Here is a 23,838-nt window from a genome sequence, read left to right on the forward strand (position 1 = left end):
GTCTTAACCATAATTTTACACAATGTTAAAATAATTTAATTGAAGTCAATTACCCAAGGTCAAGTCATAAGGCATCGGAAGCTAACCAATAATTACTTTTCTATGCCCTCCTGACCGCCAGAAAAGGACAGCCCGTTCAGTTTAGACTAGAAAATGTACGAGCCTTCCAATCCCGCCTGATGACTAAAATTCATAAGAAGCCAAAAAAGTATCCTAATCCAATTACCGCTTAATCAATGTAACCATAAATTGGCGCTATAAAATTTCCGTTCAAAAAAGGCTTTGGATCTATCTGACTTTGTAGAATAACGCCTTTGTGTTTGGACTCCATTAACATAAAAGCGGCCTGTACCATGGGTGCCGCAGTGGTGGTCTGTATAGCCCTAAGCCTATGTATCCCCACATTCTGCGGGTAAATTAGCTTGGAAACCTCGCTCCTTCTAAGTACCCCATGCCTATCCTTACCCTCCACTGCGGCATACAGTACAATTTGATCGTTCTCTACATGGGGAATTTCACTTTCCATTTTCTCCTGAAGGTTCTTTATGGGGGCATCGGTATTTTTGAAACCTGCAATCTGTTGTTGCACCCAGGCGTAGTGTCCAGGATATCTAAGGGTCTTATAATCCAATTGGCGCACCTTGCCTGCCAAGGCGTCCGGTAGATCGGCGGCCCCACCTGAAGTAAGGTCCTCCTCATAGGTCCTACCATCTATTATGATGGTTGCCCTTTCAGACAGGGATTTAAGGGGTACTTTTTTATAATCGCGGACTGCCTCCGCGTCTTTTAGGTATTCTGTGGCCACCCCCACCGGACTCCAGGTAAATCCGTAGTAATGTGGCGCCACGGCATGGTCCGTTAGGGCTCCTACCTTAAACTTCAGCTTATCTACCTTGTCTACCTTATGTTTACTGCAAAATTCCTGAAAGAGATGGTGTGCCAAAAGATTGATATACCCTGGTGCCAGACCGGATTGGAGCACAAAACCGGTTTCGGCATTTTTGGCCAATGCCATTATTTCATAGGTCTCCGCCACATATTCGGTGAGGTTTACATAGTGCATTTTAAAATCTTTTGCATACCTCGCCATTTTGGGCGCCAAACTACCGGGAAGACAATCCAGCAGCACATCGCCCTGGGTAAAAATTCCCTCCATTTCATTGGTCAGGCCCGTTTCTGAAAGGCAAAATGCCTGGGCCACTCCCGGGTTGGTAGTGCCCTTCCCTATCCAATGGGCTACTTTTTCTGCCTTTTCCAGGGTACGATTTCCAATAAATATGTTTAGCGGAACATTGCCCCAATCCGCCATTATTAATCCAACGGCCTGGGCTATTCCCCCAGCACCGGCAATAACCATGTTGTAGGACATAAATATGTAGCTTAATATGTTATAAGAAAGATAGCATTTTTTATCCAGATTTCTACTGATACTGCGATATAGTATCATGCCATTTAAGGCCCTTCCCAAGCCTGCCTGTCAATAGGCAAACTCGTTGTAATGGGTCATTTTCATTTTCTTTGCTCGCCCAAAGAAAACGAAACAGGGCCGAAAAGACAAGGTACAGTGTACCTTGAATTAGAGGAGACAGCAGTAGCGAGGGTGAAGGCGCCTTAACAGAGGTATTTTTTCGACACCGAGGTCGAAAAACCGTGTGCGAAACTCCGCGTCGTCCCTCACGGGACTCCTGCGCTCGGAGCTTTTCCATCGCGCCAGCTGGCCCCTTGCAGTAAATGCAAATCGTTGCATTTACTTATCGGTCCTCTGCGGTTAAGGGTTTTTGGCTCCGCCGATTTATACTGTTTACTATTTTTTCAATCGTAATTAACCGACTACTACATATTGTTTACTTCATGCGGTGACTGAGCCTGCCTGTATCGGCATACAGGCGTAGCCAAAACCACAAGTTCCTGGAATTTGGACCTTGAACATCAACATTGTTTATTACTAATTGTTAGTTGTACACTGTAAGGAGCAGATTGCCGCGCTTCACTCGCAATGACGACAGCAAGGGCTCTTCCCTTCAGACGAAGGGAGAACTCGAAGTGACAACTTTCAACTTTCAACTTTTAAACATTAAACTATTGCCTATTGGCTATTGGCTGAAGAAAACTGATTACTGCCCACCAGCTACTTCGATTTCGACTACGCCTTCCTGCCTTTAGGTAGGCTCAATCTCCATGTACTTCATCCAGTGGCTTCGACTACGCTCAGCCACCAGTTTTTGAATGTTCCTCAAAACTTACCACCAACAACCAACTTTTGCCTATTGCCTATTGCCTTTTGGCTAAAGAACACTACTCACTGAACACTCTTCAAATAGCCACCATACTTTCGCAAACCCTCGTTCAACATGGAAACGGCACCCTTGCTTGTCATGGTTGCACTGGAAATCCCGTCAATATAATGTCCGTCGTCATTGGCTTTTTCAATGGCTTTCTGCAATGTAAAGGTGTCTTCCTCCAAATTGATTTTCACACCTAAGAACTGATCTTCGAATGTTTTTTCGCTAACTGCCGCCCCATAACCTTCAGATTCTGCTTTGTGTTCAAAGGCTATGTTTTTTATTTTCAACGTCTTTTTATCCAACAGCACCTTTGCCCAAATGGCCCCACCAAAACCAACACCCTGTACAGGTAGAACAACTAGGTCCGTTTCCTTGACTTCAAATATGGGAAGGGAAGTGGCTTGCCCGCGCGTCGCCAACTTTTTATACAGGTCGTTTGCCCTTTCCAAAGCTGTGGTAGAAATAATACCGCTTGTAGTATTAAGCTCTTTAAAGATTATTAGATCCTGGATGTTGGTCGTATCCGTAAAAGTCGGCGAGGCAAATAATGCAATTTCTTTAATAGCTTCCGGTAAGTCAGTTGTGGTTTGGATTTCCTGTTCAGGTTCAATTATTGGTTCCGTCTGTTTTGGATTTTCCTTGCAGTTCCATCCCAAGACAACCATGATTATCAAAAGTATTTTTATTTTCTTCATATTCATGTTTTATTTAAAAAGTTCCAAATTTTCCAAATCCTATTTTTTCGAAGGTAATGCCAAGGCCTGATTCCTGAAATGATATTGGTCAGGCATATAAAACAAGATTCGAGACAGCATCTTCAGTTCGAGGGCTTCTCGATACCATTTTATTGCGCTGCACTACATAAAATCACCCGCCTAAAGTCGGGCAAGCCCGCCTTACGGCCGGGCAGGCTCGCAATGACGACATTGAACTTTCAACATTGAACATTCAACACAAGACTTAAGTCTCGACTCTAACATCTAGGTTCTAGATTCTTCCAACGCTCCATCACCGTGAGGACTTTCAACTTTTTAACATTTAACAATTGCTTTTGCCTATTGCCTAATGCCCAATGCCTTCTAACTAAAGGGTACTGCCCACACAACAATGTTCACTGCAATCTCTTTTCTCTTTTCTCTTTTCTCTTTTCTCTTTTCTTTCAATTCTCAATTCTCTTCAATCTATACTAATTTTCCACTTCCCAATACACATTTAACCCTTCCCAACTTTTAACATTGAACATTCAACATTGAACTTGAGGCTTTCAACAATTTTTAAATCTTTTTGGCTAAATTACACCCTTAAACCACATTGGCATTTTAGCTCTTGTAATTTCAGGCAACAGCTATAAAATGGTAATGACCAATCACATCAACCATAAAAACCAAAGAATTATACACATGAAATACATTGTTTGTGAGGAACCTGGAGACTTTCAGTTAAAGGAAAAAGAAGCCCCGATCAGAAAAAAAGGGGAAGCCCTGCTAAAAGTGAACAAGGTGGGCATCTGTGGTACCGACCTACACGCCTATACCGGTAATCAAGCCTTTTTTACCTACCCCAGGATCCTTGGCCATGAGCTGGCCACCTCTGTGCTGGAAATAGACGAAAATGATAAGGGCATCAAGCCAGGAGACAATGTAGTGATCATGCCCTACCTAAGCTGTGGCCATTGTGTGGCCTGCAGAAACGGAAAGACCAATTGCTGTACCCAGATCCAGGTTTTGGGCATACACACGGACGGCGGCATGCAAGAGCAGATTACTGTTCCTGTAGATATATTGTTGCCGGCCAAGCACCTGACCAACGAACAGATGGCCATCGTAGAGCCCTTGGCCATAGCGGCACATTCCATCCGAAGGGCGCAGATAGTTCCTGGGGAGACCATAGTGGTCGTAGGCTGCGGCCCTATCGGTATCGGCATTATGAAATTGGCCCAGATAGAAGGAGCCAAAGTCATTGCCCTGGACATGAACCAGGACCGACTACAATACGCCAAGGAAAAGATTGGGGTGGACCATATTGTAAATGTCACCGAAGACCCCGTTAAACAGATTTCGGAAATTACCAATGGCGATATGGCCACGGCCGTATTCGACGCCTCTGGCCATAAAGGAGCCCTGGAACAGGGACCAACCTATATGTCGCACGGCGGGAAGTATATTTTGGTGGGACTCTCCAAAGGGGAACTCACCTTTACCCACCCTGCCATCCACGCTAAGGAAACCACCTTATTGTGCAGCAGAAATGCCACGGTAACCGATTTTGAAAGGGTCATTGCCATTCTGGACCAGTTCCCAACAGAATCGTTCATCACCCACAACGTGCATTTCACACAGATGAAAGAAAATTTCGATAGCTGGTTAAAACCTGCAACAGGAGTAATAAAAGCCACGGTAGAATTTTAACATCAAGCGCATTCCATTATGTCCAAGAATTTTTTACAGATACATCCCAACGACAATATCCTTGCTGCTTTGCAGGATATGAAAAAAGATTATGTGGTACATTTTGAGGGAAAATCCTTCCCGCTCAAAAACGATGTTACCGCCAAGCATAAATTCGCTCTTCAGGATTTTAAGGTGGGCGACCCCATCCTAATGTACGGTGCCCTGATAGGAAAAGCTATTAGGCCCATTGCCCAAGGAGAAAGTATTACCATAGACAATGTGGTGCATGCCTCCTCCGACTACAATGTGGGGGAACAACAATCCACCTGGGTGGCGCCGGACATTTCCAAGTGGAAGAACAGCACTTTTAATGGGTACCACCGTGCCGACGGCAGTGTAGGAACCGCCAACCATTGGCTGGTCATCCCTATGGTATTCTGTGAAAACAGAAATGTAAACGTCCTTCGCACTACCCTTCTCAACGCCCTGGGCTATGAGACCGCACAGGACTATATTATAGATACCGAAGTTTTGGTATCCCAATACAAAAAAGGGGCCAGTGCAGAGGACCTGATGGCTGCCCCAATTATTAAAACAGCCGAGGATATTAAACAGAACCGCACCTTCCCGAATGTGGACGGCATTAAGTTCCTTACCCATGACGGAGGCTGCGGTTGTGACCGCGGGGATTCGGACACGCTTTGCAACCTTTTGGCTGGATATATTACCAATCCCAATGTTGCCGGAGCTACCATTCTTAGTCTGGGCTGCCAGAACGCAGAGGTGAAAATTTTGGAGGCTGCCATAGCCAAACGCGACCCCAACTTTTCCAAACCGCTACATATTTTGGAACAACAAAAAAGCAAAAGCGAGCGTCATTTTATAGAGGAAGCGGTCAAAAAGACCTTTTTGGGCCTTATTGAAGCCAATAAGGTAACACGTAAACCAGCGCCGCTAAGTAAATTGGTACTGGGCTTGGAATGTGGTGGCTCGGACGGATTTTCAGGAATTTCGGCCAATCCGGCCCTCGGCTATGCTTCCGATCTTATTGTAGCTTTGGGAGGGGCCACCGTGCTTTCCGAATTTCCGGAGCTCAATGGGGTGGAACAAGAGCTTATCAACCGTTGCGAATCTCCGGAAAATGCAGAGAAATTTGCCAGTATTATGCGGGCCTATTCCGCCAAAGCGGTCTCTATAGGCTCCGGCTTTGAAAACAATCCATCGCCAGGAAATATTAAGGACGGACTCATAACCGACGCTATGAAATCGGCCGGAGCGGCCAAAAAAGGCGGAACTTCCTTGGTAAAGGATGTGCTGGACTATACGGAAAGGGTCACCAAAAATGGCTTGAACCTCCTCTGTACCCCAGGCAACGATGTGGAAAGCACCACTGGTCTGGCAGGATCTGGCTGCAATGTGATCGCCTTTACTACCGGCCTCGGCACCCCTACCGGCAACCCTGTGGCCCCGGTCATCAAAATGTCGAGCAACAACGCCCTAACGGAACGCATGAAGGACATCATTGATTTTAACACCGGTACCATTATTACCGGGGAAGATACCATTCAGACCAAAGGGGAAGAACTGCTGGACTATATCATAGAAGTGGCCAGTGGAAACAAGATTCCCGCAGCGGTGAGATTGGAGCAGAACGACTTTATTCCATGGAAAAGAGGTATCTCGCTATAAAAGGACCTCACCCAGAAAACTTTCAACTTTCAATAACCTCACCCAGAACTGCCAAAAAGCAGTTCTGACCTCTCCCAAGGAGAGGTAAAAAAAGGACCTATTAACAAACTAAAAATATTAATATCATGATTATAGATTCCCACCAACATTTCTGGAAGTACAATCCTGTAAAACACTCTTGGATCAACGAGCAGATGAGCGTTATCCGCAGGGATTTTTTGCCCTCGGACCTTAAACCGGTCTATGTAAAAAATGGAGTGGACGGCTGTGTGGCGGTCCAAGCAGATCAGACTTTGGCGGAAACCGATTTTTTGTTGGAACATGCCCATAACAACGCTTTTGTTAAAGGTGTGGTAGGTTGGGTAGACCTAAGAAGTGCCGATGTAGATAAAGATCTGGAGAAATACGCCAAAGACAAGCATTTAAAGGGGTACCGACATATTGTTCAAGAAGAGGCCGACCATAATTTTATGTTGCGGCCCGACTTCTTAAGGGGCATCTCCAAATTGGAACAATACGGGGCCGTCTATGACATTCTTATCTTTCCACATCAGTTGGGGGCTACCTTGGAATTGGTGAAAAAATTCCCCAATCAGAAATTCGTCATCGATCATATTGCCAAACCCTATATTAAAGACGGTTTCTATGACGGCTGGGCTACCATGATGAAAGAAGTTGCCAAACACGAAAACGTATTCTGTAAAATCTCAGGGATGATCACAGAGGCCGATTTCAAAAGTTGGACTCCGGAACAGATACACCCTTATATGCTCTTGGCCCTAGAGGCTTTTGGCCCAGAACGATGCATGTACGGTTCCGATTGGCCCGTTTGCCTGGTTGCCGGAACTTACACCCAGGTAATGGAGCTGACTACCAATTTCATTTCCAGCCTTAGCACCACGGAGCAGGCCGCCATTATGGGGCTGAATGCGGTGGAGTTTTATGGACTGGAGTGAGTCATTTGTAAAGTTGAAAGTTATAACGTTGAATGTTCAAGGTTTAAGGTCTAATGCCCGTCACTTCGAGCCCGCCTTACGGTCGGGCAGGCCTGCCCGACTTTAGGCGGGTGATCCGACAAAGGAGGATGGTATCGAGAAGGGATAACAGGGACCAGTGCTATTTAGCCAAAAGCCATTAGCCAATAGGCAATAGTTAAATGCTAAATGTTCAAAAGTTGAAAGTACGCTCTGTAATGGAGCGTTGGAAGAATCTAGATGCTGGAGCCTAGACTAAAGATTTGTGTTGAAAGTTCAATGTTGAAAGTTGAAAGTTCAATGCCGTCATTGCGAGCCTGCCCGGCCGTAAGGCGGGCTTGCCAAGCCTTTAGGCAGGCATAGCGCAGTAAGCTGCTTCTTACAGTGTACTATTAGCAATAAACAAAGTAAAAAGTCCTCCCCCTAGCCCCCTCCTACTGCAAAAAAGCTGCACAAGCAAGGAGGGGGAATAATTCTTACATAAATATAATATTAGTACCTGATCAATTCCCATTTCCAAATCACCAAATCACCTCATTTTCAAATTGTTCCATTAGTACATTTTCACATTATCAATTTCCACATTATTCAATTTCCAAATCAACCAATCATCAAATCTTCAAATCAACCCATTGCTACATTAATCCATTGGTAAATTTTCTCATTATCTCATTAACCATTTATCCTTTCTCTTTTCTCCCTTCTCTTCACTTTTGCCTTATGGCTTATGGCTTTTGGCTATTCCGCCATTGCTACATTAATCCATGGGTAAATTCTCACATTATCTCATTAACCCATATATCTTTTCTCTCTTCTCTTCACTTTTGCCTTCTGGCTTTTGGCTATTCCGCCATTGCTACATTAATCCATTGGTAAATTCTCACATTATCTCATTAACCCATTCATCTTTTCTCTCTTCTCTTCACTTTTGCCTTATGGCTTATGGCTATCCCATCATTTCCACATTAATCCATTTCCAAATCAACCAATCATCAAATCTTCAAATTAATCCATTTTACAGTTTATAGAAGAATTGTGCATTTCATCGATTATAACCTTGATATAAATTAAAATAAATCTCTTATAAATTATTAAATGTTAAATTTACCCATCCAACAGTATTGAATGTATTCAATACTGGTAGGTCCCTAAATTTTATTTTTTGTTCCTTTAGAATTCCCCCTATAAAGTGTTACAAAATAGTGCATGGATTAGCTAATATTATTAAAACCCTTATGTGCTAAACACTAACTATGGCATATTTTTATGAATTATTTTCCAATCTCTATTTTTTAGGGGTTGTATCAATATGTATTCCGCTACTCCTATGTTATAGGATGTATCCGGTAATTATTTTTGCGGTACGCTCTAAAAACCTTATGGATGAGCCCGGAGATCGCAGTATGCACACCTCAAAAACACCAACTTTGGGCGGGGTTGGACTCTTTATCGCCTTTTCCCTATCCATTGCCTTTCTAGGTTTAATGGTAGGCCTTTCCCAACCAGATCTCATTAAGCTTGTATCCCTTTTATTGGCCACCATAATGTTGATGTTTTTAGGGGTTAAGGACGATCTTTTTGGTTTGGCACCAAAAAAGAAATTTATGGTGCAGTTAGTGGCCTCCCTTATGGTGATTGTTTTGGCCGATCTCAGGATTATCAGTTTTGAAGGTATTTTTGGATTGGGGGAACTCCCCTATTATATTTCAGTAGTCTTTACGCTTTTTGTATTTCTGTTGATCATCAACGCCTTTAATCTTATAGACGGCTTGGATGGTTTGGCAGGATCTGTGGCCCTGCTATCCAGCTTGTCTTTTGGCACCTTCTTTTTTATGAATGAAAGGTATCTATTTGTCCTTATTTCCTTTGTACTTATTGGGGCATTATTAGGGTTCCTTAGGTACAACCTCTCTCCCCACCGTAAAATATTTATGGGAGATTCCGGATCCATGTTTATAGGTTTTCTATTGGCTTTTCAGGCCGTTGGGTTTTTATCCTACAACGCTACCATAGACACCCCTGTTACGAACATAAAAGCACCTATCATGGCCATGGCCATATTATCTTATCCTCTTTTGGACACCTTAAGGGTATTTGCCATTCGCATAAGCCAAAAAAGAAGTCCCTTTAGTGCGGACAGGAACCATATTCACCATCGGCTAATAGACCTGGGCATTACCCATAAACAGGCCTCCTTATTTGTGGTGGTATTGAACAGTATTATAATAGAACTGACCTTCTTGATCCGTGAATTATATATAAATGTTCAGCTCTATATTATCATTATAGCAGTTCCTTTACTATATGTATCACCCTGGTTGTTTGTACGTAAGCAGGGGAAATTAAAATTGATCAAGCCCAAACCTATAAAATGGTCCAACATTAGATCTAGGATAAACAATTTCCTTGGCTAACTAAATGCTAATAATTATCCAACAGTCAATTCCAATGTTTTTGGATATAATGGATTATGATACGGATAACTATCAGCGCATCCCAATTTTGGAAAAAAGTATTTATATATAAAAAGTTTTAAGAACATATAATATGTCAGAATTTAAAATAGGAATAATAGGATTAGGCTATGTAGGTTTGCCCTTGGCCCGGCTATTTGCTACCAAATATTCCGTAGTAGGCTTCGATATTAATGACGAAAGAATAGCACAGTTAAATATTGGGCATGACAGCACCTTGGAGGTTTCCGATGAGATTCTAAAAAAAGTCCTTGTTTCATCTCCAAAACGCGCACTGGAAAGTGCCATGGCGGAAGTTTCCTCCGTAGGTTCAGATGAAGAATATTCTGAAAAAAGATTAGGCTTATTTTGTTCCTCACAGCTGGAAGATTTAGCGGACTGCAATATATTTATTGTTACCGTTCCCACTCCGGTAGACAAAAATAACCGCCCTAATTTAACGCCATTGTATCAAGCAAGTAAAACGGTGGGGCAAGTCTTAAAAAAGGACGATATAGTTATTTACGAATCCACAGTGTACCCCGGAGCAACGGAAGAAGAATGTATTCCTGTTCTGGAACAAATCTCAGGATTAAAATTTAATGAGGATTTCTATGCCGGATATTCCCCGGAAAGAATAAATCCCGGAGATAAGGAACATACCGTAGAAAAAATCTTAAAGGTAACTTCTGGGTCTACCCCGGAAATTGGCAAGCGGGTAGACGACTTGTACAAATCGGTAATTGTGGCGGGCACCCATTTAGCCCCAAGTATAAAAGTTGCGGAAGCATCAAAGGTAATCGAAAATTCGCAACGGGACATTAATATTGCTTTTGTTAATGAACTGGCCAAAATATTCAACCTGATGGATTTGGATACCCAGGCCGTTTTGGAGGCCGCAGGGACAAAGTGGAATTTCCTGCCTTTTAGGCCCGGTTTGGTAGGCGGACATTGCATTGGCGTAGATCCTTACTATTTGGCCCAAAAGGCTCAAGAGTTGGGTTATCATCCCGAAATTATTTTAGCGGGTAGAAGAATAAATGACTCCATGGGAGAACATGTGGCCAATGAGGTAATAAAACTATTGGTAAAGGCAGATAAAAAAGTAAAAGGTTCCAAAATATTGGTCCTAGGTATTACCTTTAAAGAGAATTGTCCGGACGTAAGGAATACGAAAGTAGTGGATATTGTGGAGCAATTACAGGATTTTGGCACTGTGCTGACCATTTATGATCCATGGGCCAAGCCCGAAGAAGTTATGCATGAATACGGATTAACTACCACTCAAAATTTGCCGGTTGGCCAATTCGATGCTATTGTCCTTGCCGTAGCGCACCAGCAATTTTTAAACCTGGATTTGGAGGCTCTAAAAAATGGAAATACTGTAGTTTATGATGTAAAAGGTATTTTAGGGGATAAGGCAGATGGTAAGTTATAAGGTTACCAATGAACTTATGAAAAAAAACAAAAAATAAATGAATTTCCCTAGTAATTTCTAGGAACTATAACCCTACAGATATGATTAAATCCAAAAAAGAATATTTGTATTACCTAGAAGTCGATCGAGTTGCAAAGTCCCTTCCATACAAAATTAATCTTGCGCAAAGGGTCAAAAATATTTTGTTCCCTGACTATATTTGGGAATTTCAAAAGACCTTAAGAAAATTAGAGTATTTTATTAACTGCAAAAAAGGGATTCCTGCATTATTAAACAGATATTTTATAACTAAAAAGTTTAGAAAATTATCCTTTAAACTTGGTTTCACAATCCCTCCTAATGTTTTCGGCCCAGGCTTATCCATAGCTCACTACGGAACTATTATTATAAATGGAAAAACTAAAATTGGGGCAAATTGCAGGTTACATGCTTGTGTAAATATTGGAACAAAAGCAGGGTATAGTGGAAAAGCGCCTACCATTGGAGATAATTGTTACATAGGACCAGGGGCAAAAATTTATGGTGATATAAATATAGCAAACGGTACGGCAATAGGAGCAAATTCTGTGGTAACCAAATCCTTTATTGAGCAAAATATTGCTATTGCTGGTGTTCCAGGAAAAAAAATTGCCGAGGTGGATACACTAGATTTTCTTATACCAGCAACCCAAATTGTAGAAAAAGGTTTGCATAAAAAGAGTGATTTAAGTGGTATTCCTGCAACAGAATTAAAAAAAATATTAAAAGATAATGGCCTTTTGGACAAATGAATTCTATAGTTACAGATTGGACCATAAAGTTGGGAAAAAAAATCAAGGAATAGGTGTTTTTATTAATATTGAAAAAGAAATCATTATTATAGTATGGCCCTAAAGGACAAAGTTAAAAAAGGAGTTAAATGGACTCTGGCAAGTACTATAGTTTTGGGAGTATCTGCAATAATAAAAGTATCCATTTTAACTCGGTTTTTAGATAAATCAGACTTTGGGCTAATGGCTTTAGTCACTTTTGTCATGGGAATCATGGAACTGTTTCTCGATATGGGTCTAACTTCTGCTATCTTGCATAAGCAAGATATTACTAAAAAACAATATGCTAGCCTATACTGGATTAATTGGGTGGCATGTATAATTATGTATGTTGTATTATTTTTAATCACTCCATTTGTAGCATCATTTTATGACCAACCACTATTAAATACTCTTATTCCATTAATTGGTCTAAATTTATTGTTTACCGGGTTAGGAAGTCAATTTAAAACAATCCAACAAAAGCATCTACTTTTTAATAAAATAAGCGTTATTGACATCACTGGAGCCATACTTTCATTGGCTTTATCTATTATCCTTGCTGTAAATGGTTTTGGAGTATTTGCACTTGTATATTCTCTTATATTGCAATCCCTATTTTCTAATGTAGTTTATTTTATTATCGGATTAAAAAACCAAGGACTACTGTTTCATTTTAAATTAAGTGACACAAGAAACTTTTTAAAAATAGGTGTCTATCAAGTGGGTGGCCAAACCATTAACTATTTTAATACTAATTTGGACGTTTTAATTATAGGGAAGTTTTTTTCAGCAGATATTCTCGGTGGTTATAGTTTAGCGAAGCAATTAGTATTACGCCCAGTCCAATTAATAAACCCTATTATAGTGAAGGTTGCTACTCCTACCCTTGCCTTATTTCAAAACGACAGAAATCAATTAAAACGCAATTATTTAAACTTAATAAATGTAATCGGTTCTATAAATATTCCTGTTTATATAGGCATATGCATTTTTGCCCCTTGGATTGTTCAGATACTTTATGGTTCTGAATTTGATGATATTTTTATTTTGGTTAGAATTCTTTCCGTTTATATGATTTTTAGAGCAATAAACAATCCTATTGGAAGTCTTGTTGTAGCAACTGGGAGAACAGATTTAGAATTCGTGTGGTATATTTTTGTGTTATTGCTTAACCCGCTTTTTATTTATTTTGGCACGAAATTCGGTATAGTGGGTGTAACTATTGGAATAACTTTATCTTCACTCTGCATGTATTATCCGGCATGGAAATTCCTAATTTACAAATTAACCAAAGCTAGTTTAAGCGAATATTTTAAAGCGTGTTTTATTGTAAATTGGAGAATAATTTATTTAATAAAAAAATAAACTAATCTTAATTAATTATGTTTTTAAAGTTGTGCTATTTGCATATTTTTTCTTTACACATCAACAATTTGAATTTAGATAATGTAACGCCGTGGTTTTTAGAGTTATATCAAATTAAAACAGTTGAAGGTAAATCTTTAAATTTAAAGCGAATCTCACAACCTTATAAAAGCAGGGCTTCATTTAGTTGTAATTACATTACAAGTTCCTTTAAATCAACAAATACAACTAATGGCTGATCCATTTACCTATTTTATTTATTTGTCCGCACTTTTTTTAGGCGTTTTCCTAGTAAAAAGAGGATTCGACTCAAAAACCACCCATATAGGTGTCAAAAAGGCAAATCTAATTTTGGCTGGTCTTAGCTTATTGGTTTTGGTTTTGGTGGCCGGCCTACGCTATAATACGGGTAAAGATTATGAGGCCTATGCCTATCTTTATGAGGAAGTGGCCAATTTAACAGACATTGAGGAATTTGATATGGAAATAGGATATATTGTGTTGGTCCAAGTCCTTAACCAACTAAGTCTTGAAGTATGGTCTTTTTTTACCATTTCCGCCTTTTTGACTTACTTTCTGTTTTTCTACAGCTTCAAGAATTATAAGTCAATTTTGTATTTGGGGGTTTTCTTCTTTATTACTTTTGGGTTTTATTTATACTCTTTCAATGGGATACGCCAGGCCATTGCCATGAGTGCCTTGGCTGTTGCCGTTATGTATGCCCAAGAGCGAAAAATATATCATTATTTCATAATAATTATTTTGGGTGGTTTAATGCACAAGAGCATGTTCCTGTTTTTACCCATGTACTTTGTCATCCATCGGATTAAATTATCGAGCTTTTTTTGGTATATCGCCTTTGGAATCAGCTTGGTATTACATTTTATTCCCTTCGAAAATATTATAGATTTAGATTCTATTTCCAACCTACTTTCTGGCACACAGGTGGATTATGGGAATTTTGCCTCCAAATTGGCCGACAATGCCGATGAAGCTGGTGGTTTAACATTAGGTTATTTGGTAAGGGTAGGCATCGGTTTTTTTATATTAACCTTTTATTCCAAAATTATAAAATTATACCCTGGCAGTCTACCCTATTATACCCTTGCCTTAACGGGAATAATAATATACAATTCGTTTTCGCACCTTCTTTTTATGACTAGGATAAATTATTATTTTCTACTCTTCACCACCTTTAGTCTAGCCTTTATATTGCATTACCTATATAAGTCCAAACAAAGCCTTATTGCCAATGCTGTTTTAATGTTTTTTGTATTACTATTTTGCTACGGTATTCATCTAGGTGAAAACGGAGCCTCACCCTATCAATTTTTAAAGTTTTAATAATGATCAACCATAGTATATCATTCATTGTCATCGGCAGAAACGAGGGATTTAAAATTACCAAATGCATGGAGAGCATTTTATATACCGTAGACATAAATCAAATTTCTGATTATGAAATTCTTTATATCGACTCTAAATCTACGGATGATACCTTAACCAGGGTCCAAGAATTTGAATCTGTCAAAGTCTTTAATATAAGTGGAACCACCAACGCTGCAATAGCCCGTAATATAGGCGCATTGGAATCCAAAAAAGACATCCTTTTCTTCATAGATGGAGACATGGAGATCATACCCGAAACTTTACAATTACTATATACCCCAGCGAAAGGTTTAATAAATGATTTCGTTTCAGGAGATTTTGAAGATTATTTTTACGATAACACGGATAACTTAATTGGATTTAAAAAAAGACACAACTTAAAGCATGATACTTATCAAATAACTACAGGCGGGTTATTTTTGATTACCAAAAATTTGTGGAATGGCATAGGTGGGATGAAAAATAAATTCAAAAAATCCCAAGATTTTGATTTAGGGCTTCGTTTGAGCAAAAAAGGTCACAAATTGCTAAGGATAAAGGAGGTTTTGGCAAAGCATCATACCATATCATACAATAGAAATGATAGATTATGGTCCGATGTTCTAAAAGGTAATTTTTTATATACTAAACCTTTGCTGTACAGAGAAAATATCTTCAATAGGTTTATTTTCCAATATTTAGCCAGAGAAGTGACCATGTTCTTTTTTATTTTATCATTATTTGTATCAATTAATCTAAAAAACCCAATGTATTTAGTTCTTTACCTATTATTGGTACTGATAAAACTATTATACAAAAGAAAAAAAGTTAAAGGAAATTTTTGGTCATTATATGCCAGATACATCATTTTTGATGTTGGCACCTTTTTAGGTTTTTTTCTGTTCTGGCCTAAATCCAACAAAGAGCTTGATTATGTTCAACTTAAGGTAGCTGAAAAACAGAAATAATTGTTATGACAAAAAAAGATGTAGTTGAAGTAAATATTAGAGTATGGGCGTAAGAATTGGGGTAATGATTAAGAATTTGGAGGAGCTATCCAATTGGGAACTAAGGATTATCCAAGGTATTATTAATGACTCGAAATTAAAACTTGCCCTGTTTATTAAGGACGGGAGAACCAAAAACAAAGAAACCTTTAAAGAGCAGTTTACTAAGTTTATTTCCACTAAGAATAGTATTGGACAATTAGTACTTAATTTACAGTTACTTATAGAACGAAAATTATTCTTTAAAGCTTTTCAAACCATAGATAAGTCAATTTTACTGCAACACTTAAGTACTATAGACCTCATAAAATTGGAGCCAGAAGAACATGATGGAATAGATTTTTTTAATGATGAAGATTCAAATACTATAGCGCAAAACAATTTAGATGTTATTCTAAAGTTTGGTTTCAACAAAATTGAAGGAAATATCTTGAATTCTGCAAATTTTGGTATTTGGTCATTGCTTTACGCCGATAAATCTGGAAACAAATTTGGCCCTATTGCTTTTTGGAAGGTACTGCACAAGGAGCCTTCTATTGAAGTTAGCTTACAACAACTATTCTTGGACTCTGTACAAGACAAATGCTTGGACAAGGCGTATTTTAATTGTCTATGGTCAGTGGTAAATACCACCGATACAGTCTTGGAGGGGTCTGTTTCCTTGATACTTAAAAATTTAAGGAAATTATATAATGGGACCTACACTCTTCCTGAGTCGATTGTTTCCGCTAACGAAAGATACACAAGACCTAGTTTATATTCTGTTTTTATATATACATATGGCTTTTATTCATCCTTGATAAGGAAAGGTTCTAAATCGTTGAACATCAAGTATTTTGGAGTTAGGTATCAACACTGGACCCTCTTTTTAGGTAAAGGCAATTTTATCACCACGGATATATCAAAATTAAGGCCAGTAAATCAACCTATTGATGAATTTTGGGCAGATCCCTTTCTTTTTCAATATGGCAACAAAAATTATGTATTTTTTGAAACCTTTTGTTACAAAACAAAGAAGGGGAAACTCTCCTGTGGAATCATAGAAAATGATCAATTAACCAATATTGTAGATGTCCTGAATTTGGAGTACCATTTGTCCTATCCCTTTATTTTTGAAGAAGATGGCGAAATTTATCTTATGCCGGAAACCTTGGACAACAAAAGACTGGAGATTTATAAATGTATTCATTTTCCAACCAAATGGGAACTATATACAACAGCCTTCGAAGGGGAATTCGTGGCAGATGCCTCCTTTTACAACGATAAAGAAGGGCAAAAATGGTTATTCATCAACAAAAAAGAAATTCCTAATTTACGTTTACACAGTGAACTGTTTATTTATAAGGTAGATTCACTAAAACTTAACACCTTGGTACCGCATACACAAAATCCGGTGATAATCGATACTAGAACAGGCAGAAATGGTGGAGCAATTTTCAGTTATAACAATGAAATTTACAGGCCTTCACAAAGAACCGTTGAAGGTATTTACGGTAGAGCCTTAAATATCAATAAGATCAAAGAACTTACTATAAATTCCTATATAGAAGAAAATACTATGATTTTTGAACCCGATTTTAAAAATGGTCTAATGTCTATGCATCATTTGCACCAGATAGACGGGCTATTTGTCTATGATGCAGCCTATAAAAAGAGTAAATAACCAAAATGACACCTATAAACGATCGCACAATTAATAATAATTGTTGTAACGAAGAACTTATTCGTTTTAATGCCAGTTTGGATATAGTAAATGGGCCATCCTAATGCCAAATGTAGGTTTAATTGATAAACTATTGAATGTAATGAACAAACCAAAAGTATTGGTATTTGGTAATTTTAATTATAGCACAAACAATTTATGCGGACAAACCGTTAAGACAAGAAATGTATACCAATTACTAAAAAGCAAGGAAAATCAATATTTTTCAGAGGTGGTCTATTTTGACACAGACTCTTTAAATAGCAATAAATTGGGTTTGTTCCAAGGCTTGTATCATGTAATCAAGGCCGATGAATTATTCTATCTTCCGGCTACCAAAAATTTGACCTATATCTTTCCCTTTGTTTTCATTTTATCCAAGCTATTTTCTGCAAAAATTCATTTCGTAGTGGTAGGTGGATGGCTTGGAGAATTTTTACAAAGCAGACCTATTTATCGTTTTATGATATCGAAGGTGCATCATATATATCCAGAGACCGATGCCTTGTGTAATTGTTTAACAATGGATTACGGTTTTAATAAAGTTAAACGCCTAAATAATTTTAGGGACACCAACTTTTCACCGGTTCAAAGCGCCACGGGTAATCGCATAAGATTAGTGTTTATGGCCAGGGTACATCCTCTGAAAGGAGTGGAAACCTTATTTAAACTTAGTCAGAGATTAAATAAATTGAATCTTGAAAATGTAAGTATTGACATTTATGGGCCCATATTAGAAGATTATAAAGAAGAATTTAATAAGCTACTCAACACTGCCAACAAGTACATTACGTACCGCGGAGTGTTGCAACCTAATGAAATATACCAGGTACTATCCCAATATGATATAATGCTTTTTCCCACCCAATTCTATACTGAAGGGTTTCCTGGCTCCATCCTGGACGCTTATATCTCCGGAATACCCGTCATTGCCAGTAATTGGCTGTATGCCTCTGAATTTATAGACCATACCTCGGGGGCCATAGTAGAATTTAATAACGTAGATGACTTTATAAATAAAGTTTTAATGCTTATTGAAAATCCAGAAAAAATAGATGCCCTTAAACAAGGTGCTCGTGCCAAAAGTCATGAATTTAGCAGCGATAAAGCTTGGGAGATAATTAAGTCCATTACATTTCCCATTAAACAGTAAGTAAAAGTTAATAATGGTATATAAACTACTATACGCGCTTGGAATTTGGAAAAGAAATCCATCCCTATCCAAACATCTTGCTTTTTTATTAGAGTCGGATACATGGTCCAAGGAGGAATTGTTGGAATACCAGCTACATAAATGTAAGGAATTTTTGGAGTTTGCCTACACTCATTCTGCCTTTTACCAAACTACCTTTGATGACTATAACTTTAAGCCCTCAGAATTTAAAGATTTGGAACAGTTGAAGCAGTTGCCCACTATTTCCAAGATGACCCTGATAAGGTATAACAGACTAATACACTCCAGTTACCCATTTAGGAAGAATTTTAGGGCTTTAACTTCTGGCACTACCGGTGAATCCTTGGCGTTCCTTAAAAATGAGGAATGGGATTCACAGAACCGCGCGGCCATGTTTAGGGGATATAGCTGGTATGGGGTAAACCCAGCTGATAAAAATGGGTATTTATGGGGCTATAACATAGAGCCAAAACAGACACTAAAAATTAAATGGTTAGATCGGCTACAGAACAGATTTAGAATATTTTCCTATTGTCCCGAGGAAATTAAAAATTTCGCCAAGAATCTAAAGGGCGCTAAATACCTGCACGGATATTCCTCCATGATCTATGAAGTGGCCAAGCTGGTCAATAGATCGGGATTAAAGATTGATCATGACCTTAAAATGATAAAAGGCACCTCCGAAATGGTATTCGACTCCTATCAGGAAGAGGTCCAAAAAGCTTTCGGATTAAAAATTTTAAGCGAATATGGCTCCGCAGAATCCGGACTTATTGCCTTTGAATGCCCGGAAGGAAATATGCATATTGCCTTGGAAAATGTTATTGTTGAAGAAGAGGATGGTGAGATCTTGGTGACCAATATGTTATCCAAATCGTTTCCTATTATTAGATACAGACTGGGCGATATGATAGAATTGGCCGATAAGGATTTTAAATGTGATTGTGGTAGGGCCCATCCTGTTATTTTAAATATTAACGGACGGGTAGGTGTAAAAATAATCGGAAAAACACAGGAATTTCCAGGAAGGATGATTTACAATGTTATTAAAAACCTGTCCGTTGAACATGGCATTGTATTAAATTATCAGGCAAGACAGCACATCCAAGGTATTATTGATCTTTATATAGAACAGACTGAGAAAGATTCCCAATGTATATTGGAAAAAGAATTGAAAAAGTATTTTAAGAACGATATCGATTTTAATATTTTTTATGGCCAGAACCTGCACAACATGGAAGAAAAACTGAACGACTTTATAACTACGATAGGATAATGGAGAAACATTTAATAAGCATAATAACCCCAGTACATAATTCGGCCCAATATATTGAAGCTACATTGGATACGGTCTTACAACAAACCTATACCCATTGGGAAATGATTTTGATCGACGATTGTTCAGAGGACACATCAGTGGCCATTGTTGAAAAATTTATGCAAAGCGATGCCAGATTTAAACTAATAAGGAATTTGGAAAAATCGGGTCCAGGAATTACAAGGAACAAAGGCATAACAGCAGCCAAAGGCCAATTCATTACCTTTTTGGACAGTGACGATCTTTGGTTCCCTAATTTCTTGGAAACCTCGCTGAACACTTGTTTGAACAACAATTATGAGTTCGTTTTTGCTTCCTATGAAAGAAAGGATGAAGACCTAAATCCCTTAATAAAAGATTTTATTGTCCCTGAAAAGGTCACTTACAACGATGTTCTAAAATCATGTCCCATTTCCTGTCTTACCGCTTTTATAGATATAAGGCGAATAGGTAAACATTATATGCCGGAATTAAAGAAAAGACAAGATTGGGGCCTATGGCTTGCCATACTTAAAAAAATTGATTTTGCTTATGGTATCCCCGAGCCAATGGCAATTTATAGAATGAGAAAGAATTCGGTTTCCAGAAGTAAATTAAAACTTATCCCCTATGTTTGGAAAGTGTATAGGGATGTAGAAAAACTTAGTTTGATTCGATCTTTTTACCTATTAAATTTATGGTCCTTAAATGGATTTAAAAAGTATTACGTAAAAACTCGGATTACCAAAAAATAAAAGCGATCATAAAAAAGTAAATTAGTATAATAGCAGAATTTATTAAGGATATTTGCAAATTCCTATTAACTCCCATACGGAGGTTTAAATTTGAACACAAAACATGAAAGAATTCCCAAGTAATATAGAGCGCGTTGAGGAAGATGAATCAAATGCTTTAATGGAAATCATTAAGAAATACCTAAGGTATTGGCCGTGGTTCCTCTTATCGGCCATTGCCTGTATAGGTGCTGGATTTATCTATATGCGCTATGCTCCGGTTAAATACAATACTGTAGCCAAGATCAAGATTATAGACGACACCAAGGAGGCCGATATAGCATCTGATGCCCTTGCCCTTTTGAGCAGGAACAATAAGATAAACCTGGAAAATGAAATAGAGGTTTTAAAATCTTATCGTATTCTTAAACAAGTCGTAGAAGAGCACCACCTGGACATAGCCTATTATGAGGTGGGCAAGGTTAAATCTACCCAACTATGGGTTGCCCCCTTTATAGTGGAGAAACAAATTGAAGCTGATAGTGTTCAAACCCCCTGGCTTTACGATATAACTATGGATGCCCAGGGCATGAGAATTACGGATGTAAATGACCAGGTCTTTACCCCAAATTTAAAGGAACCCGACTCGCCTACAGCCGGCCTCCCTTTTACCATAAAGTTGCGGGAGGGCATAGACCCCAGCTTTTACGCGGGCATCAACTATAGCCTAGTACTAAACCCTATAAAGAAGGTAATATTTCAATTAATAAAAGATATACAAGTACAGGCCACCAGTAAGAGCAGTGAGATTTTATCTTTGTCCATAAATGGAGGAAATATTGATAAAAATGAAGCTATTCTAAATACCCTGATCGAGAAATTTAACCGGGACGGGGTATTGGACCGGCAACTGGTGTCTAAACGAACCCTCGACTTTATAGACGAACGTTTTATATACCTCACCCAGGAGCTGGATTCTATTGAAGGCGGCAAGGAAAGCTTTAAACGTTCCAACAACCTCTCTTATATAGAAGCAGATGCGGGAGCAAGCTTATTAAAAAAGTCTGAAACGGAGGCCGAGGTAAATAAGTTGGAAAACCAGATTTCTATTTCCATTTTATTAAAGCAATCTGTAATTAACCAGATGGATTATGGTTTATTGCCTGCCAATATCGGGCTGGAAAATACAAGTCTTAATACTTTGGTCAGTGACTACAATAAACTCTCGTTGGATAGGGAGAAATTGTTACAAAACGTGGGTAAGGACCACCCTACCCTAGTTGCCCTTAACGAGCAATTGGAGCGTGCCAAGGTCAACATCATTAAATCGGTGAACATCTATGAAACACAGTTAAAAAACTCACTTCGTCAATTAAAGGAGGAAGAAAGTCGTGCAGGTTCACAATTTGCCCGTTTGCCGGAAAAGGAAAAAATGTTGCGTTCCATAGAACGGCAGCAGGATATTAAGGAAAATCTTTTTCTCTTGCTACTTCAAAAACGTGAGGAGGCCGCCATAAGCTACGCCGTAACCGCCCCCTCCGTAAAGATTGTAGATTATGGGTTGACCAATAGTATCCCGGTATCGCCTAAGAAGACGATTGTGTATGCGCTTTCGTTGATAGCGGGTATGTTCTTGCCCTTTGCCGTACTGTATATCAGATTTACCCTGGATACAAAAATTAGGAGCCGAAAGGATCTGGAAATTTTATATCCAGAAATCCCTATTGCTGGAGAAATCCCATTTTTCAAAGGAACCAAAAGCTTTATGGAAGTCAATGATCGGTCTATTTTGGCAGAATCCTTCAGTATTTTAGGTACTAACCTTAGTTATCTCCTGCCCGAAAACAAAGCCAAGGGGGGCCAAGTCATTGCGGTGACTTCCTCTGTTAAAGGCGAGGGAAAAACACTTTTGTCCAGCAATTTATCATTGGCCTATGCCAGTTTAAATAAAAAGGTTCTTTTGGTCGGTGCCGATTTAAGGAATCCCCAACTACATACCTATTTTAACGGAAATAGCGATCAAAAAGGCCTATCCAACTTCCTAAATGACCCTGGTATGAACTGGAAAGACTGCTTGGTAAACGGTCCCGGCAATAATGGCTCGCTTAATATATGCTTTGGAGGTCCCATACCCCCAAATGCCCCGGAATTGTTATCTAGCAAAGCTTTTGCCCAATTTCTGGAAAACGCAAAACAGGAATTCGATTATATTATATTGGACACCGCTCCTACCATGTTGGTCTCGGATACACTTTTAATCTCAAAATTCGCCGATGCTACCCTATTTGTAACTCGTGCCGGCCTAACGGACAAGCGTCTTTTGGAGTTCTCTAAAAACCTGCACAAGACCAAAAAGCTTAAAAACATGGCCTATGTGGTTAACGGTGTGGGCAATGGTAAGGCCAAAGGCTATAACTATGGGTACGGTTATGGGTATGGGAGTGAGAAGTAGAAAGGTGTTGTAATGTTGAAAGTTATAATGTTTAATGTTATAACGTTGAATGTTCAAGGTTTAAGGTCTAATGCCCGTCACTTCTAGCTTGCCTTACGGTCGGGCAGGCCTGCCCGGCCGTAAGGCGGGCGGAGTCGAAATCAAAGTAAACGGAAGTTAACAGTGTTTAGCCAGAAGCCAATAGGCAAAAGGCATAAGCAATAGTTAAATGTTCAAAAGTTGAAAGTACTCTCTGTAATGGAGCGTTGGAAGAATCTAGAATCTAGATGCTAGAGCCAGAACTAAAGCCTTGTGTTGAAAGCCCTATAACTAGGTGCTCCTTCCCATGGCTAGGGGAAGGTGGCTTCGACCTAGGAGAAGACGGAAGGGGTAGACTGGGTGGCCATCTGCTTCTTACAATGTACAATTAGCAATAAACAAAGTAAAAAGTCCTCCCCCTAGCCCCCTCCTACTGCAAAAAAGCTGCACAAGCAAGGAGGGGGAATAATTCTTTCATAAATACAATATTAGCACCTCAGAACAAATTCCCTCCGCTTGGGGGAGAGCTTGCCCAGCCCTCAAGGCGGGCCTGCCCGGCCGTAAGGCGGGCGGAGTCGAAATCAAAGTAAACGGAAGTTAACAGTTTTTAGCCAAAAGCCATTAGCCATAAGGCATAAGCAATAGTTAAATGCTAAATGTTCAAAAGTTGAAAGTACTCTCTGTAATGGAGCGTTGGAAGA

16 protein-coding genes are annotated in these 23,838 nt (G+C 39.1%); 14 read left to right on the plus strand and 2 right to left on the minus strand.

What is annotated here, in order from left to right; all coding sequences use genetic code 11:
- Positions 1-229: 229 nt before the first annotated feature.
- Positions 230-1,369, minus strand: a complete 1,140-nt coding sequence (locus tag B9Y87_RS09035; protein ID WP_085498247.1) for a saccharopine dehydrogenase family protein — start codon at positions 1,367-1,369, stop codon at positions 230-232.
- Between the two features lie 930 nt (positions 1,370-2,299).
- A complete protein-coding gene (locus B9Y87_RS09045) occupies positions 2,300-2,980 on the minus strand; it encodes an FMN-binding protein (RefSeq protein ID WP_176225615.1) in 681 nt (226 codons plus the stop codon).
- Between the two features lie 705 nt (positions 2,981-3,685).
- Here B9Y87_RS09045 and B9Y87_RS09050 point away from each other — a divergent pair.
- The 14 genes from B9Y87_RS09050 to B9Y87_RS09115 all read left to right on the plus strand — a co-directional run bounded on the left by B9Y87_RS09050 (position 3,686) and on the right by B9Y87_RS09115 (position 23,119).
- Complete coding sequence (locus B9Y87_RS09050) at positions 3,686-4,693, plus strand: zinc-binding alcohol dehydrogenase family protein (protein WP_085498499.1); 1,008 nt, start codon at positions 3,686-3,688, stop codon at positions 4,691-4,693.
- An 18-nt stretch (positions 4,694-4,711) separates the two neighbouring features.
- Positions 4,712-6,364: a UxaA family hydrolase gene (locus B9Y87_RS09055; protein WP_085498253.1), complete on the plus strand. Its 1,653-nt coding sequence runs from the start codon at positions 4,712-4,714 to the stop codon at positions 6,362-6,364.
- A 125-nt stretch (positions 6,365-6,489) separates the two neighbouring features.
- A complete protein-coding gene (locus B9Y87_RS09060; RefSeq protein ID WP_085498256.1) occupies positions 6,490-7,320 on the plus strand; it encodes an amidohydrolase family protein in 831 nt (276 codons plus the stop codon).
- Positions 7,321-8,591: 1,271 nt separating this feature from the next.
- Positions 8,592-9,752 carry an MraY family glycosyltransferase gene (locus tag B9Y87_RS09065; RefSeq protein ID WP_085498258.1) on the plus strand — a complete coding sequence of 387 codons (1,161 nt, stop codon included), beginning with the start codon at positions 8,592-8,594 and terminating at the stop codon, positions 9,750-9,752.
- Positions 9,753-9,885: 133 nt separating this feature from the next.
- Positions 9,886-11,229 (plus strand): nucleotide sugar dehydrogenase, encoded by a 1,344-nt coding sequence (locus tag B9Y87_RS09070; protein ID WP_085498260.1) that lies wholly within the window; start codon positions 9,886-9,888, stop codon positions 11,227-11,229.
- A gap of 80 nt (positions 11,230-11,309) precedes the next feature.
- A complete protein-coding gene (locus B9Y87_RS09075) occupies positions 11,310-11,999 on the plus strand; it encodes a serine O-acetyltransferase (protein WP_085498262.1) in 690 nt (229 codons plus the stop codon).
- Positions 12,000-12,092: 93 nt separating this feature from the next.
- Positions 12,093-13,385 carry an MOP flippase family protein gene (locus B9Y87_RS09080; protein WP_085498264.1) on the plus strand — a complete coding sequence of 431 codons (1,293 nt, stop codon included), beginning with the start codon at positions 12,093-12,095 and terminating at the stop codon, positions 13,383-13,385.
- Between the two features lie 231 nt (positions 13,386-13,616).
- Positions 13,617-14,729 (plus strand): EpsG family protein, encoded by a 1,113-nt coding sequence (locus tag B9Y87_RS09085; protein ID WP_085498267.1) that lies wholly within the window; start codon positions 13,617-13,619, stop codon positions 14,727-14,729.
- Positions 14,730-14,731: 2 nt separating this feature from the next.
- A complete protein-coding gene (locus B9Y87_RS09090) occupies positions 14,732-15,721 on the plus strand; it encodes a glycosyltransferase family 2 protein (protein WP_085498269.1) in 990 nt (329 codons plus the stop codon).
- A 43-nt stretch (positions 15,722-15,764) separates the two neighbouring features.
- Positions 15,765-17,423 carry a glucosamine inositolphosphorylceramide transferase family protein gene (locus B9Y87_RS09095; RefSeq protein WP_085498271.1) on the plus strand — a complete coding sequence of 553 codons (1,659 nt, stop codon included), beginning with the start codon at positions 15,765-15,767 and terminating at the stop codon, positions 17,421-17,423.
- A 142-nt stretch (positions 17,424-17,565) separates the two neighbouring features.
- Positions 17,566-18,615 carry a glycosyltransferase family 4 protein gene (locus tag B9Y87_RS09100; RefSeq protein ID WP_176225616.1) on the plus strand — a complete coding sequence of 350 codons (1,050 nt, stop codon included), beginning with the start codon at positions 17,566-17,568 and terminating at the stop codon, positions 18,613-18,615.
- Positions 18,616-18,628: 13 nt separating this feature from the next.
- The gene (locus B9Y87_RS09105; RefSeq protein ID WP_085498275.1) at positions 18,629-19,912 is read left to right on the plus strand and encodes a phenylacetate--CoA ligase family protein; all 1,284 of its coding nucleotides are present in this window, start codon (positions 18,629-18,631) and stop codon (positions 19,910-19,912) included.
- Positions 19,912-20,688, plus strand: coding sequence for a glycosyltransferase family 2 protein (locus B9Y87_RS09110; protein WP_085498277.1), 777 nt, complete (start codon positions 19,912-19,914; stop codon positions 20,686-20,688). The genes B9Y87_RS09105 and B9Y87_RS09110 overlap by 1 nt, the downstream gene beginning before the upstream one ends.
- A 103-nt stretch (positions 20,689-20,791) precedes the next feature.
- Positions 20,792-23,119, plus strand: a complete 2,328-nt coding sequence (locus tag B9Y87_RS09115) for a GumC family protein (protein ID WP_085498279.1) — start codon at positions 20,792-20,794, stop codon at positions 23,117-23,119.
- Positions 23,120-23,838: the final 719 nt, after the last annotated feature.

The sequence above is a fragment of the Arenibacter troitsensis genome (assembly GCF_900177645.1).
Lineage (GTDB): Bacteria > Bacteroidota > Bacteroidia > Flavobacteriales > Flavobacteriaceae > Arenibacter > Arenibacter troitsensis.

Excerpts from the sequence above, each read along its gene's own strand:
- B9Y87_RS09095 (WP_085498271.1), top strand. The coding sequence starts at position 15,765 with ATGGGCGTAAGAATTGGGGTAATGATTAAGAATTTGGAGGAGCTATCC.
- B9Y87_RS09100 (WP_176225616.1), top strand. The coding sequence starts at position 17,566 with ATGAACAAACCAAAAGTATTGGTATTTGGTAATTTTAATTATAGCACA.
- B9Y87_RS09045 (WP_176225615.1), bottom strand. The coding sequence starts at position 2,980 with ATGAAGAAAATAAAAATACTTTTGATAATCATGGTTGTCTTGGGATGG.
- B9Y87_RS09050 (WP_085498499.1), top strand. The coding sequence starts at position 3,686 with ATGAAATACATTGTTTGTGAGGAACCTGGAGACTTTCAGTTAAAGGAA.
- B9Y87_RS09035 (WP_085498247.1), bottom strand. The coding sequence starts at position 1,369 with ATGTCCTACAACATGGTTATTGCCGGTGCTGGGGGAATAGCCCAGGCC.
- B9Y87_RS09080 (WP_085498264.1), top strand. The coding sequence starts at position 12,093 with ATGGCCCTAAAGGACAAAGTTAAAAAAGGAGTTAAATGGACTCTGGCA.
- B9Y87_RS09075 (WP_085498262.1), top strand. The coding sequence starts at position 11,310 with ATGATTAAATCCAAAAAAGAATATTTGTATTACCTAGAAGTCGATCGA.
- B9Y87_RS09065 (WP_085498258.1), top strand. The coding sequence starts at position 8,592 with ATGGCATATTTTTATGAATTATTTTCCAATCTCTATTTTTTAGGGGTT.
- B9Y87_RS09055 (WP_085498253.1), top strand. The coding sequence starts at position 4,712 with ATGTCCAAGAATTTTTTACAGATACATCCCAACGACAATATCCTTGCT.
- B9Y87_RS09105 (WP_085498275.1), top strand. The coding sequence starts at position 18,629 with ATGGTATATAAACTACTATACGCGCTTGGAATTTGGAAAAGAAATCCA.
- B9Y87_RS09060 (WP_085498256.1), top strand. The coding sequence starts at position 6,490 with ATGATTATAGATTCCCACCAACATTTCTGGAAGTACAATCCTGTAAAA.
- B9Y87_RS09085 (WP_085498267.1), top strand. The coding sequence starts at position 13,617 with ATGGCTGATCCATTTACCTATTTTATTTATTTGTCCGCACTTTTTTTA.
- B9Y87_RS09090 (WP_085498269.1), top strand. The coding sequence starts at position 14,732 with ATGATCAACCATAGTATATCATTCATTGTCATCGGCAGAAACGAGGGA.
- B9Y87_RS09070 (WP_085498260.1), top strand. The coding sequence starts at position 9,886 with ATGTCAGAATTTAAAATAGGAATAATAGGATTAGGCTATGTAGGTTTG.
- B9Y87_RS09115 (WP_085498279.1), top strand. The coding sequence starts at position 20,792 with ATGAAAGAATTCCCAAGTAATATAGAGCGCGTTGAGGAAGATGAATCA.
- B9Y87_RS09110 (WP_085498277.1), top strand. The coding sequence starts at position 19,912 with ATGGAGAAACATTTAATAAGCATAATAACCCCAGTACATAATTCGGCC.